Raw genomic sequence first — 13,034 nt, forward strand, 5'->3', positions numbered from 1 at the left:
CGTCATGACCGATCCGATGCAGACCGTCGCCCAGACCAGTGTGGAGGAGGATGCCCGCGTCACCTCGGCGTCCGTCTCGGAGGGGACCGACGAGGCTCCCGAGTCGACGCTCTCGCAGCTTGAGGAGGAGGGCGACGTCGCCGCGGACTATATCGAGGAGTTCCTCGATATCTGCGACCTCGACGGCGATATCGACATCGAGGTGCGCAATGGCCGCTCCTACCTCTCGGTCACCGCCACGGGCGAGACGAACCTCCGCGTGCTGTCGCGACCCGATGCCGTCCAGGCCCTTCAAGAACTCACCCGGCTGGCGGTGCAGACGAAGACCGGCGCATATTCACGCCTGATCCTCGACATTGGTGGCTCGCGCGAGGCTCGCGAGGTGGAGCTGGCGCAGCTGGTCGACCGTGCCATCGAGCGCATCGAGGAGGGGGCGACATCGGCGTCGCTCCCGCCGATGTCGTCGTACGAGCGGAAGCTGGTGCACGACATGGTGGGCGAGCGCGGTTTCGTTTCGGAGTCGCGTGGCGAGGCACGCGAGCGCCACACCGTCATCACCCGCGGCTAAGCCCTGTGGAGCCGACCCTCGAGCCGGAGCCGACTGCCGCTTCCGCGATCGCCGGTGAACGTCTGCCGGCGCTGCGTCGGTTCACTGCGGCGTTAGCTGAGCAGGGCGAGGAGCGCGGGCTGATCGGACCGCTTGAACTCCCCCGCCTGTGGACGCGGCACGTTCTCAACAGCGCCCTGGTGGCTCCTCTCCTCCGTCCCGGTTTGGTCGGTGACGTGGGGAGTGGCGCAGGTCTTCCGGGGCTCGTATTGGCCATCGTGCGGCCCGACGTGCGTTTCGTGCTCATTGAGCCGATGGAGCGACGCATTCTCTGGCTGCAAGAACAGGTTGATGCACTCGGTCTCGATAATGTCTCAGTTCTTCGAGCTCGGGCCGAGGAGGTTCGACTTCCGGAACCGCTCGATCAGGTGACAGCACGCGCGGTGAGCGCTCTCTCCAAGCTGATCCCGCTGACTGCGCCTCTACTCCGACCGGGTGGCGAGCTCGTGCTGCTCAAGGGCATCAATGCGGAGAGAGAGATCGAGGCCGCCTCGAAGCAGATCAAGCGGTTCCGACTCTCCCCGCCGGAGGTCGTGGTTCTCGGCAACGGCGTGCTCTCCGAGGTGACACGGGTGGTCCGGGCTACAGTGGGATGATCGCGACGACGACGCAGTGAGTAGCTCGACTCCCCGGCCGTTGACTCCTCGGTGCCCCCACCTGTCCCCCGTTGAGTAGAGGTTTCACGTGAAACAATCCGGTTCCGCCGGCCTGTCCGGGAGCTTCGACTCCTCCACTCCGCTTGCGCGTGAAATCGCCGACATGACGCGGCGACGGGCTCTGCTCACTGCGCAGCCGCTGCCGAAGCCGGAGTCGACGCGGGTCATCACGATCTCGAATCAGAAGGGCGGCGTCGGCAAGACGACGTCGACCGTCAACCTGGCCGCGGGGCTCGCTCGGGGAGAGGCGAAGGTCCTCGTCATCGATCTCGATCCCCAGGGCAATGCTTCGACGGCTCTAGGGATCGAGCATCGCGCCGAGACGGCGAGCGTGTACGACGTCATCGTCAATGACACTCCCCTCGCAGATGTGGTGCAGAAGAGCCCGGAGTTCGCCTCGCTCTACGGCGTGCCGGCGACAATTCATCTCGCCGGCGCCGAGATCGAGCTGGTCTCGCTCGTGGCGCGTGAGCAACGGCTCCGCCGAGCGCTCGATCGAATGCTCGAGGGGATGGCCGAGCCCTTCGACTACGTCTTCATCGATTGCCCCCCGTCCCTCGGCCTGCTGACCATCAATGCCTTTGTCGCAGCGCGCGAGGTTCTCATTCCGATCCAGTGCGAGTACTACGCCCTGGAAGGGTTAAGCCAGCTGTTGAAGAACATCGACCTCATCGAGCGCCACCTCAACCCCAATCTCGGCGTCTCGACGATCCTGCTCACGATGTACGACGGGCGCACGAATCTCTCTCAGCAGGTTGCAGCTGACGTGCGCGAGCACTTCCCGAAGGAGGTCCTTCGCGCCGTGATCCCCCGCAATGTGCGAATCTCGGAGGCGCCGAGCTACGGCCAGAGCGTCATCAGCTATGACCCGCAGTCATCCGGGTCGCTGGCATACCTCGAGGCGGCGGCGGAGATCGCGCGTCGCGGGGCCCGGATCCCGACCAGCGTTCAGACCGAAGGAGAGGCACGCTGATGGCGTCTAAGCGCACAGGACTTGGCAGGGGGATCGGGTCGCTGATCCCCACGAGTGACGAGACGCGATCCCGGCCGGTCGATATCTTTTTCCCTGATCAGGTGGGCGATTCCGCGCGCGAGGAGGAGCTGCTGGAGGTTCCGGGCGCTCGCCTGGCGCGACTCCCCCTCGCTGAGATCATTCCGAATACTGCCCAGCCTCGATCCGTGTTCGATCAGGATGACCTCGCTGAGTTGGTGCACAGCATCCGCGAGTTTGGGGTGTTGCAGCCCATCGTCGTCAGACCGCGTTCCGGGCGCGGCGGAGCTAAGTACGAGCTGGTGATGGGAGAGCGGCGTTTTCGTGCGTCGAAGGCAGCGGGTCTGACGACGATCCCCGCGGTGATCAAGGACACTGCCGACGAGAACATGCTGCGGGACGCGCTCCTGGAGAACCTGCACCGAGCCGATCTCAATCCACTCGAGGAGGCGTCGGCGTATCAACAACTGCTCAGCGACTTCGGCATCACCCAGGAGGCCTTGGCCACTCGGCTCGGGCGGTCGCGCCCGCAGATCTCGAACACACTGCGCCTGCTGAGACTCCCCGCGGAGGTGCAGGCGCGCGTCGCGGCCGGGGTTCTGACTGCCGGCCATGCTCGAGCGGTGCTGTCGCTCGAGGGGATAGAGGCGATGCGTCGGCTCGCCGAGAAGATTGTGAATGAGGACCTGTCGGTACGCGCGGCGGAGGCGGCGGCGGCCCGGATGAAGGCGCCGAAGTCATCGATGCGGGTCGTACCGGAGGAGCCGGGCGGACACTCGGGGCACCTCTCCTCTATTGCGGATCATCTCGGCGACCGCCTGAATACGCGGGTCAGAGTCACTCTTGGTGCGCGCAAAGGGCAGATGGTCATCGACTTCGCGTCGATTCAGGACCTCAATCGCATCCTTGCCGAGATCGGCGAGCCCTCCGAAGTGTCGCTGACGTCGTAGGACCGTTTCACGTGAAACGGTGCACCGGTCGTTGTTTGATCGAGCGGCATGGTGGTGTGGCAATGCGGCTGGGGTGCTGAATAGGCCCGTCTCGTCTCGGGCTCACGTCCCCGCGGTGACTCATTAAGAGCAAAGGTAGTCTGGTGGTTCGTTCGCCGCCGAGCGTCTAGTCGTGATGATGCCCGACGGACGTTTCACGTGAAACGGCGTCAGCCTTCGAGTGCCAGGCGTGCGAGGGTCGAGTACACGTCGCCGAGGTACCTGCCGGAGGCTTCAATCGCCTGGGGAACCAGCGATGTCTCTGTCATCCCGGGCAGAACATTCGCGTCGAAGAACCACGGGGTCCCTGGCTCGTCGATGATGAAATCGATTCGCGAGAGGTGGCGGAGGCCGAGAAGTTCATGAATCGCCACGGCCACGCGGCAGACATCATCAAGCTGCTCCGTCGATACTCTTGCTGGTGTGTAGAACCGCGTCTCCCCCGCGTTGTACCGAGCTTCAAAGGTGTAGCGGCCAGCGACTGGCTCGATCTCGACCGGGGGCAACGCAAAGGCCCCATCGCCCAGATCGAGCACTCCCACCGAGACTTCGGTTCCTTGAATCTGTTGCTCAATCAGCACGACCTCGCCATAGGTGTACGCCGCCACCATCGCGCGGGGTAGCTGCTCCGGATCCGAGACGATGCTGACGCCCTGAGCAGAGCCACCTTGCGCCGGCTTGACAACCAGCGGCCCGGGGAGGTGCGCGACTACCTGCTCGAGAATGCCGGCAGCTCCGAGCTCGCGGAATGTCTCGCGGGGGAGCGTGATGGAGTCGGGTGTCGAGAAGCCGGCACGCGCGACAAGAGTCTTTGCGGTCGGCTTGAACCAGGCGAGACGGGCGGCGTCGGTTCGCGACCCGACGTACGAGAAGCCGGCGGCTTCGAGCAGCCCGAGCAGGGCGCCGTCCTCACCGCTCGCTCCGTGCACCGCGGGCCAGACGACGTCGGGTCGCATCTGCAGGAGCGTCGTGAGCAGCGTTGCGTCCGGCTCATGCAGCGCCACCCGATGCCCCATCGCCGACAGACGGTCGGCCACCCTCCGTCCAGAGCGAAGCGATACGTCACGTTCGTGGCTGATTCCTCCACTGATCACGAGGATGTCGAGAGTACGGTCGAGCACAGAGAAATCGGTCATGACCAGGGCTTTCTTTCAATCGACTAGCGGAGGTGCTGTCAGGAGGCAGCGGGCGGCAGGAGGCTGTCCTGCGCGTTCGCGTCAGCGTTTGCCAATGAACCAGTGCCGGCGAAGGTGGAGAGGAGGTCGAGTTCGCCATTGATGACTGTTGCGAGTCGGCGGATACCCTCGCCGATCCGTTGAGGGGTGGGGTAGCAGAACGAAAGCCGGATGTTCTGTCGTCCATCTCCGTTGCCGTAGAACGCGGTTCCGGGCGTGTAGGCCACGAGTTCTTTCACTGCGCGGGGAAGCATCGCCTTCGAGTCGAGCTCGGCCGGCAGTGTCAGCCATACATAAAAGCCACCATTCGGATTGGTCCACGTCAACTCCGGGAGGTGTGTCTGCAGGCTGCGCAGCATCGCCTCCTTGCGCTCTCGGTAGACACCCCGGAAGGTATCGATCTGGGCCCGCCAGTCGGCCGTCTCGAGGTACTGGGAGATCACCAGCTGGCTGAAGGACGAGGGGCTCAGGACGGCCGCCTCGTTCGCGAGGATCAGCCGTTCGCGGATCGCATGCGGAGCGAGGGCCCAGCCGACGCGGAAGCCGGGCGCGAGGGTCTTGGAGAAGGTGCCGAGGTAGATGACGCCGTCCTGCTCCAACGAGCGCATCGCCTTGGGCGGCACATCCTCGAAATAGAGCAGCCCGTACGGGTTGTCCTCGAGGACGAGAATCCCCTCGGTCTTGCAGATCTCGAGAATTTCGACCCTCCGCTCCCAGCTCAGGGTGACCCCTGCCGGGTTGTGGAACGTCGGAATCGTGTAGAGGAACTTAATCGTCTTGCCGGCAGCACGCACGCGAGCGATGTGCTCGCGGAGGGCTGCGGGAATCAGGCCGTGCTCGTCCATCGGGATGTGCTCGATCTCAGCCTGATACGAGCGGAAGATGACCATCGCGGTCACGTAACTGGGGCCCTCGGAAAGCACGACGTCGCCGGGGTTGAGGAAGAGCTTGGAGACCAGCTCGAGCGCGTGCTGGGAGCCTGTGGTCACCACCACATCGTCCGCACTGGCAGAGATCCCCTCAAGCGCCATAACGTCGAGGATCTGCTCCCGTAAGGCCGGGAATCCCTGGCCAGAGCCGTATTGGAGAGCGACGGGGCCCTGCTCGCGCATGACCGTGTCGATGGCGCCAGAGACGAGGTCCTGGGGGAGCGCAGCGACGAATGGCATACCACCCGCGAGCGAGACGACTTCGGGACGTGACGCGACCGCGAACAGCGCTCGGACCTCGCTGGCGGCCAATCCGGCCGTGCGCTCCGCGTAGGAGTTGTACCAGGGATCGAGGTTGGTGCCGCGGTTGGTCACGATGGGTTTCGCTTCGCTCGGTGGACGGGGATAACTCGAACACAGCCGAGTCTGTCTACAGTAGCTGCCGCCGCTGAGCATGCCCGAGGGAGATTGGACGCCACTGTGCCATTGGCGGCCTGGCCGCTTTCGGTGGCGTGAATGTGGTTTCACGTGAAACCTCTACGGGACGCAGAAAACCCCCGCGCCAGGAGGCGACGGGGGTTCTCTGCGACCGCGTGGCGATCAGTGTGCTCTGAAACTCAGTGTGCTCTGAAACTCAGAGGAATGCGGCCAGGTCGGCCTCGAGCGCCGGCTTGGGCTTCGCTCCGATGACCGTCTTGACGACCTCACCCTTTTGGTAGACCTTCATCGCCGGGATCGACGTGATCTGGTACTTCGCGGCCGTCTGCGGATTCTCGTCAACGTTGAGCTTGACGATCTCGATCTTGTCGCCGTGCTCGGCCGAGATCTGGTCGAGGATGGGCGACACCATGCGGCAGGGGCCGCACCACTCGGCCCAGAAGTCGACCAGGACGGTCTTCTCGGAGTCGAGAACGTCGGACTGGAACGATGCGTCGGTGACGCTCTTCGCGGTGGACATACGGTTTTCTCCTTCACGAGCCGGCAAAGCCGGCTCCTGCGTGCTGCCCAGTGGGTCAGCGGGTGATGAGTTCGGCTCGGGGTGAGCCGTCGGTGTGGGCAATGCCATCGGCGAGCGCGGCCAGGTAGTGCTCCGCGTCGAGGGCGGCGACCGTTCCGGAGGCGGCGGCGGTGACGGCCTGACGGTAGGTCGGGTCGATGACGTCGCCCGCGGCGAAGACGCCGGGAACGGAGGTCTGGGAGGAGCGACCGACAACGGAGATCGTGCCCTCGGTCGTCAGATCGAGCTTGCCGTGCACGATGTGGGTGCGTGGATCATTGCCGATTGCGATGAAGAGGCCGTCGAGATCGAGGTGCGACTCGATGCCGTCGACTGTGTCGCGCAGCTTTACTCCGGTGACGTGGCTTTCGCCGGTGATGCCCGTGACCTCGGAATTCCAGACGAACTCGATCTTCTCGTTGTCGAAGGCACGCTTCTGCATCACCTTCGAGGCCCGCAACGAACCCTTGCGGTGGATGATGTAGACCTTTGCGGCGTGCTTCGTCAGGAAGGTCGCCTCCTCCATCGCGGAGTCGCCCCCGCCGACGACGGCAATGGTCTTGCCCTTAAAGAAGAAGCCGTCGCAGGTGGCGCACCACGACACTCCGTGTCCCGACAGGCGGTCCTCATCGTGCAGGCCGAGCTTGCGGTACGCGGAACCGGTCGCGACGACGACGCTCTTCGCCTCGATGCTCTCTCCGGAGCCGAGGTACACCGTTTTGATCTCGCCCTCAAGGTCGAGGGAGGTGACATCGTCGTAGAAGGTTTCGGCCCCAAACTTCTCGGCCTGGGCCTGCATCGCGGTCATGAGCTCGGGGCCGAGGATGCCGTCGGGAAAGCCGGGGAAGTTCTCGACATCGGTCGTGTTCATGAGGTCACCGCCGATCTCGACGGAGGAGGCGACGACCACCGGGTGCAGTTCGGCGCGCGCCGCGTAGATGGCGGCGGTCCAGCCGGCCGGGCCGGATCCGATGATGACGATGTCGCGCACGGCAACTCCTCGGGGTCTGTACGAGCGGTGACGGGTGAGGCGGTAAGGCCGAACGCCCGGGGCCGGGCGCTCGATCGTTCCGCGGCTCCGAGGGCTACAACACATCCTAGGCGGGCGCTATTCCGCGAGCCTGGGCACGGTGGATGCGCGACGGCGTCCCGGAGCACCTGTGAACCCCCGTGCCTTAAAAAACGGCGCTCATCAGGGATTTATGTATTTGACGCCTGCGTGCGTCAGCGTCCGAGGCGACGGAAGAACGGCGCGGCCAGGGTGCGCAGCTCCGGCACCCGCATGACCCAGAGGATCGCAATGTAGACGATGGCCATGGCGGTGCCCGCGATGGCCATCGAGACGACCGCGGACAACGGGGTCGCCACGGGGAGGTTGTCCTGCACGCTGAGGAGGATCATGACGACGCCTCCGACGGCTCCTGCCGGCAGGGCGGCGACGGTGTATTGCACGAACCGCCACACGATGACCCATCCGCCGCGTCCGCCGAGGCGGCGCCGGAGAAGGAAACAGGCGAGTATCGCCTGGACGGCGATGCCCAGCGAGACGGAGGCGGCGACGACCAGCGCAGTCGCTCCACGGGGTCCGAAGAGGGCGATCTGGCAGCCGACGACCACGATCGCCGTCTGCACGAGTGTGTAGAAAAACGGAGTCCGTCCGTCGTCGAGCGAGTAGAAGGCGCGTTGCACGATCGCGAGGGTCGAAAAGAGCGGCAGGACGACGACGTAGGCGGTGATGATCGCGGCCATTGGCGCGATGACGTCGTCGCTGTCCGAGAAGACAGCGGCAAAGGGCACGGCGCACACGACCAGGGCGACCGCGGCGAAGACCAAGAAGAGGCCGACGATGCGGATCGAGGCGGAGACGTCGGCGCGGAAGTCGTCGATTCTGCCCGCGGCGGCGTGCCCGCTCATCCGGGTGAAGTAGGCGGTGGCGACCGAAACGGCGATCACGGAGTGGGGCAGCATGAAGATCAGCCACGCCTTTTGCAGCGCAGTGGCCGAGGCGTAGTTGCCGGAACTGCCGCTCACCGTGGAGTTCTCGATGAAGCCTGCCGCGACGGTGAGGAGGAGGGCTCCGAAGGTCCAGATGGCGATGCGGCCTGCGCGCCCCAGGCCCACGCCGCGGAAGCGAAAGTCGGGGCGGTAGGTCAGCCCGACACGTTTCCAGAAGAACACGAGCAGGATCGCTTGGAGTGCGACGCCGAGTGTCGCTGAGCCCGCGAGCACCGCGACCATCTCGGACGTCCACACGGAGGCGGAGCGGAGCTGGACGGTGCCGACCCTGAACAGGGATTGGAAAGCGACGAGACCCGCGATCGTCACGACGTTGTTGACCACGGGGGTCCAGGTGAAGGGACCGAAGGAGCCGCGTGCGTTGAGCACCTCGCCGAGGATCGTGTAGAGCCCGTAGAAGAAGACCTGCGGGAGGCACCAGTAGGCGAATGCTATGGCGAGCTGGAACTGTTGTGGCCCATAGTCGGCTGCGTTGAGCCGCACCAGCACCGGCGCAAGGAGGGTCGCTACGACTGCTGCCACGATGAGCAGCACGAAGGCCAGCGTCAAGAGGCGGTTGATGTAGGCGCGCCCACCATCGGCATGTAAGCCGGCGCGCACAATCTGAGGCACGAGGACCGCGTTCAGAGCACCGCCGGCGATGATCGAGTAGATCGTATTCGGCAGTCCGTTAGCGATGGTGAACGCGTCGGCACCCTGCCCGACCACGCCGATCGTCTGGGCGAAGACGATCGACATGACGAAGCCGAGCACTCGCGAGACCATCGTGCCGGAGGCGAGGACTGCGCTGGCGCGTCCGAGGGAAAAGCTAGCCACGCGGGTCCATTCGGTCGTCGAGGCCAGGCTGAACCGCGAGCGGGGCGTTCGGGTCCTCCTCGTCCTCTGTGGTGTCGCCTCGGCGGCGACGGCGGATGTTACGGAGGATCCCGACGCCAAAGATGATGACCAGCAGGATTCCCAGCGCGAGCGTCCCGACGGTCTCCCAGTCGGCGCGCACGCTGGTTACCACGCTCGTGGGCGTGCCGATCGGGGTGCTATCGAGGGCCGTGAGCTGCACCCGCACCTGCGTCTCGCCATTGCCGACGCGGGCTCTCACCGGGATGGGCAGCCGGCCCTGCGAGCTCGCGTCGATCGAGGCCGGCTTGATCGAGGTCTCGTCGATGTCGAGGACGGCGTTGGAGGTGGAGGCGTCGATCCGTACCTCCACCGGCCACGGCAGATCGTTGCGGACGTACACCGGGATGCTCGAATCGTGCGAGAGCTGCAGCACACTGTCCGAGGACTCGACGCGGACCGCCGAGAGAGTGGTCTCGGCGAGCTGCCGACTCGCTTCGACGGCCTTCTCCCAGCCGGCATCATCTCCACGCCAGGCAACGGCAAGCAGGGCGAGGAGGTCGTTGCGGCTCTTGCCGCGCAGCAGGTCCGGCTCGCGCAGCACGGCAGAGAAGGAGTCGATGAGCGAGGCGGTGGCGAGCAGGTCCCGCACCGTCCCGAGGCGCCGAGCCGGTTCAGCGGAGTCGGTGATCGTCACGCCGTCGGTGGCCGGAGCCGTCAGCGCGGCGCTGAATGACGCCCCCTGTGCCCACGGGAGAGCGTTGAGCGCATCGAGGGTCTGTGCGAGCCGGGCTCCATCGAGCGCCGAGTCACGGTCGAGCGCGAGCACGACAGTGGGAGTCGTGCCCTCGCGCTGCACCTGCGCGAGTCCCGCGGAGAGGGCGCTCATCCGGGCGCGCCACGCGGGTTCGGTGGTGGCGCTGACCGCATCGCTGAAACCGGCGGAGAGGCGGCCATCGGCGACGACGATCTCATGGCCGTCGACCATCGCCCGAGTGGCCGTGTCGACGGCCTTCGGGAGCGTGAGGTCGTCGGAGGAGACGACCGTGCGCGTCAGACCACTCGCGGCGTAGACGTCGAGATCAGCGGCGCGGACGGTCCCGGTCGCCGGCCAGGCGAGGGGGCCGACGGTCGATGACCAGCCAAGGGAGAGCAGGGACTCCGTGCTCGGCCGTTCGGGTCGGGTCGGGGAGCCGGGCTGGTCCGGCCCAGCCGCGGGCGTTGCCGTACTGGAAGCGTTGCCGAAGCGGGTGTCGTCGATGCCGTACTCGAAGGAGGTGGGCGCGAGGAGAGTGTCGAGGCCGGCTTGCGCCTGGGCGGCGATGTCGGCATCGGCGTAGGGCAGGGCGAACACCTCATTGGGTGCGGCCTCGAGCCGTCGCAGCCAGGTCACCGCCGAGTCCGGGGCCGATTCGCCGAGAAGACGGATGGACGCGAGGATGCGCGGGTCCACTCCGATCGTCACGGCGCGGCCGAACACCGCGTCGAGCTGCCGGGAGAGCGTGCCCGTGGGCTGCGTGTAATCGCGCAGGGTGTCGGCCGAGAGCAGTCCGGAATCCGTGTCGGGGACGGTGAGCGGCACGAGGATGTTGACGCCCGTTTCCTGCGCAGAGGCGGTGCTGTCGGTCAGCTCCACCGCGGTACGGGCGGTCGAGACCACACCGTCGGGGTCCGTAATCGTGACGAGGACCGCATGGGTGCCGAGCGCGGTGCGGTCGTTCGAGAAAGGGATCTGCTCGACCGGCACAGTGACGACTGCCTCGGCGGTGCTGGAGGGCAGAAGGCGCAGCTCGGCGCCCGCCTGGACCGGATCGGTGTCGTTGTCGGCCTCGGCGTCGAGCCAGTCGTGCAGTTCAACGCGCGAGTCGAGGGTGGCGTACGAGAGCGCAACGCTCACGGTGGCGGCATCGACCGACTGAGTGGTGCCGTTGCGCACGGCGACCGAAAGCTGGAGGTCCTGGTTCAACGGAAGGACGCCGTCGTTCGCAGCACCGACCGTGGCGGTGACGGTCCCGGAGGGGAAGACCGCGGCTTTGAATCCGGGGGCCTGCTCAGCGACGGCGGGCGTGCCAAGGAGCACTGCCGAGAGCACAGCCGCTCCGGCGAGGCGGATGAGCCGGCGGAGACGGGGAGGGGTGAGGTCGCGCCGATGCATCGGACTCACTCGGCCTCCATGCGGGTGATTCTACGTGCAGGCCCCGTCGGGGCTGCCGGTGGGTCACCTGGGCGCGGCGATCTTGCTGTAACCTGCTGACACGGTTACCGTCTCGCCGGCCGCACTGCCCCAGTAGGATCGGGCGAATGCACAGCGTCCAGACCGCTCTCGAGACACTCCGCTCCCTCGCGTGGACACCGGCGGTCGCGCGGCTGGCCGAGGCGTTCGCCACCCACGGACACGAACTCGCGCTCGTGGGCGGACCGGTGCGCGACGCGTTCCTCGGGCACGACGTCCACGACCTCGACTTCACCACGTCGGCGCACCCCGACGACATCGTGCGCATCGTCGCTCCGATTGCCGAGGCGCACTGGGACATTGGGCGTGCCTTCGGCACCATCGGCGCGCGGGTGGCCGGCGAGACGGTCGAGATCACCACCTACCGCAGCGACAGCTACGACGGGGTGAGTCGTAAGCCCGAGGTCGAGTTTGGCAACTCCCTTGAGGGCGATCTGGTGCGCCGCGATTTCACCGTCAACGCGATGGCGCTGCGGATCCCCGAGGTCGTGCTGGTCGATCCGTCGGGCGGAGTGGAGGACCTGCTCGCGGGGCGGCTGCGCACCCCCTCCGCGGCCGACGTGTCCTTTGGTGATGATCCGCTTCGGATGCTGCGCGCGGCCCGCTTCACGTCGCAGCTCGGCTTTCGCACCACGGACGAGGTGGACTGGGCGATGGCCGAGTTCGCGGGGCGGATCCGCGACGTGTCGGCCGAGCGGGTGCAGGAGGAGCTGCGCAAGCTGCTGGCGACAGCCTCGCCGCGCGCCGGACTGGAACTGCTCGTGGACACCGGATTGGCCGGTTACTTCCTCCCGGAGCTGCCCGCCCTCCGTCTGGAGCAGGACGAGCACCACCACCACAAGGACGTCTACACGCACAGCCTCACGGTGCTCGAGCAGGCGATCGCGCTGGAGGAGGCGCGGCACCCGGGCGCTGAGCCGGACGTGGTGCTGCGGCTCGCGGCCCTGCTTCACGACAGTGGAAAGCCGGCGACACGGCGTATGGAGCCCGGCGGTGCGGTGAGCTTCCACCATCACGATCTCGTCGGGTCCAAGCTCGCACTTAAGCGGATGCGCGCGCTGAAATTCGACAAGCAGTCCACGACGGAGGTCGCGCGCCTGATCGAGCTGCACCTGCGGTTCTTCGGCTACACGGACGGGGCGTGGAGCGACTCCGCGGTGCGCCGCTATGTGACCGATGCCGGGCCCCTGCTGGAGCGCCTGCACATCCTGACGCGCGCCGACGTGACGACGCGCAACCGGCGCAAGGCGGAGCGGCTCGCGCACGCCTACGACGATCTCGAGGCGCGCATTGCCGAGCTGGCCGAGAAGGAGGAGCTTGCGTCGAAGCGGCCCGACCTCGACGGCACGCAGATCATGTCGATCCTCGGCGTTGCGCCCGGCCCCGAGGTGGGAGCGGCCTACCGGTTCCTGTTGGAGTTGCGACTGGAGGAGGGTCCACTCGGCGAGGAGGCCGCGACGCAGCGTCTGCGCGAGTGGTGGGCGTCGCGCTGAGCGGTGGAGCGACTGAGCCGCTGACTGACAGTGCTGCTGAGTGACAGTGCTGCTGAGTGACAGTGCCGCTGAGTGACAGTGCTGCTGAGTGACAGTGCTGCTGAGTGACAGTGC

General features: G+C 66.4%; 11 protein-coding genes. 5 read left to right on the top strand and 6 right to left on the bottom strand.

The annotated features are described in order from the left end of the window. Positions 1-4 precede the first annotated feature (4 nt). The 4 genes from HRF29_RS09850 (at position 5) to HRF29_RS09865 (ending at position 3,204) form a co-directional block, all read left to right on the top strand. Complete coding sequence (locus tag HRF29_RS09850) at positions 5-568, top strand: Jag family protein (RefSeq protein ID WP_246226911.1); 564 nt, start codon at positions 5-7, stop codon at positions 566-568. Positions 569-573: 5 nt separating this feature from the next. Further along, positions 574-1,203: a 16S rRNA (guanine(527)-N(7))-methyltransferase RsmG gene (rsmG, locus tag HRF29_RS09855; protein WP_173248288.1), complete on the top strand. Its 630-nt coding sequence runs from the start codon at positions 574-576 to the stop codon at positions 1,201-1,203. Between the two features lie 163 nt (positions 1,204-1,366). Continuing rightward, positions 1,367-2,236: a ParA family protein gene (locus HRF29_RS09860; RefSeq protein ID WP_173248692.1), complete on the top strand. Its 870-nt coding sequence runs from the start codon at positions 1,367-1,369 to the stop codon at positions 2,234-2,236. Next, positions 2,236-3,204, top strand: coding sequence for a ParB/RepB/Spo0J family partition protein (locus tag HRF29_RS09865; RefSeq protein WP_173248290.1), 969 nt, complete (start codon positions 2,236-2,238; stop codon positions 3,202-3,204). Before HRF29_RS09860 ends, HRF29_RS09865 begins: the two co-directional genes overlap by 1 nt. A 209-nt stretch (positions 3,205-3,413) precedes the next feature. On the opposite strand, the gene HRF29_RS09870 is transcribed toward HRF29_RS09865, so the two are convergent. The 6 genes from HRF29_RS09870 to HRF29_RS09895 all read right to left on the bottom strand — a co-directional run bounded on the left by HRF29_RS09870 (position 3,414) and on the right by HRF29_RS09895 (position 11,349). After that, positions 3,414-4,379 carry a D-alanine--D-alanine ligase family protein gene (locus tag HRF29_RS09870; RefSeq protein WP_173248292.1) on the bottom strand — a complete coding sequence of 322 codons (966 nt, stop codon included), beginning with the start codon at positions 4,377-4,379 and terminating at the stop codon, positions 3,414-3,416. Positions 4,380-4,417: 38 nt separating this feature from the next. Further along, complete coding sequence (locus tag HRF29_RS09875) at positions 4,418-5,722, bottom strand: aminotransferase-like domain-containing protein (protein WP_343043713.1); 1,305 nt, start codon at positions 5,720-5,722, stop codon at positions 4,418-4,420. 259 nt (positions 5,723-5,981) lie between these two features. Then, positions 5,982-6,305 carry a thioredoxin gene (gene trxA, locus HRF29_RS09880; protein WP_055784535.1) on the bottom strand — a complete coding sequence of 108 codons (324 nt, stop codon included), beginning with the start codon at positions 6,303-6,305 and terminating at the stop codon, positions 5,982-5,984. 55 nt (positions 6,306-6,360) lie between these two features. Continuing rightward, positions 6,361-7,335: a thioredoxin-disulfide reductase gene (trxB, locus tag HRF29_RS09885; RefSeq protein WP_173248297.1), complete on the bottom strand. Its 975-nt coding sequence runs from the start codon at positions 7,333-7,335 to the stop codon at positions 6,361-6,363. A gap of 233 nt (positions 7,336-7,568) precedes the next feature. Next, positions 7,569-9,176, bottom strand: coding sequence for a murein biosynthesis integral membrane protein MurJ (gene murJ, locus HRF29_RS09890; RefSeq protein WP_343043714.1), 1,608 nt, complete (start codon positions 9,174-9,176; stop codon positions 7,569-7,571). Then, the gene (locus tag HRF29_RS09895) at positions 9,169-11,349 is read right to left on the bottom strand and encodes a DUF6049 family protein (RefSeq protein ID WP_246226932.1); all 2,181 of its coding nucleotides are present in this window, start codon (positions 11,347-11,349) and stop codon (positions 9,169-9,171) included. Before HRF29_RS09895 ends, murJ begins: the two co-directional genes overlap by 8 nt. Positions 11,350-11,495: 146 nt before the next feature. Here HRF29_RS09895 and HRF29_RS09900 point away from each other — a divergent pair, with 146 nt between their 5' ends. Continuing rightward, on the top strand, positions 11,496-12,920 hold the full coding sequence (locus HRF29_RS09900; RefSeq protein ID WP_173248300.1) for a CCA tRNA nucleotidyltransferase: 1,425 nt from the start codon (positions 11,496-11,498) through the stop codon (positions 12,918-12,920). The last annotated feature ends 114 nt before the right edge of the window (positions 12,921-13,034 follow it).

Origin of the sequence: Rathayibacter agropyri (assembly GCF_013249015.1) — a bacterium.
GTDB lineage: Bacteria > Actinomycetota > Actinomycetes > Actinomycetales > Microbacteriaceae > Rathayibacter > Rathayibacter agropyri.

Bases quoted from the DNA above. Each gene is read 5' to 3' on its own strand.
- HRF29_RS09895 (WP_246226932.1), bottom strand. From the start codon at position 11,349: ATGCATCGGCGCGACCTCACCCCTCCCCGTCTCCGCCGGCTCATCCGC.
- HRF29_RS09865 (WP_173248290.1), top strand. From the start codon at position 2,236: ATGGCGTCTAAGCGCACAGGACTTGGCAGGGGGATCGGGTCGCTGATC.
- HRF29_RS09900 (WP_173248300.1), top strand. From the start codon at position 11,496: ATGCACAGCGTCCAGACCGCTCTCGAGACACTCCGCTCCCTCGCGTGG.
- HRF29_RS09860 (WP_173248692.1), top strand. From the start codon at position 1,367: ATGACGCGGCGACGGGCTCTGCTCACTGCGCAGCCGCTGCCGAAGCCG.
- HRF29_RS09870 (WP_173248292.1), bottom strand. From the start codon at position 4,379: ATGACCGATTTCTCTGTGCTCGACCGTACTCTCGACATCCTCGTGATC.
- HRF29_RS09850 (WP_246226911.1), top strand. From the start codon at position 5: ATGACCGATCCGATGCAGACCGTCGCCCAGACCAGTGTGGAGGAGGAT.
- trxA (WP_055784535.1), bottom strand. From the start codon at position 6,305: ATGTCCACCGCGAAGAGCGTCACCGACGCATCGTTCCAGTCCGACGTT.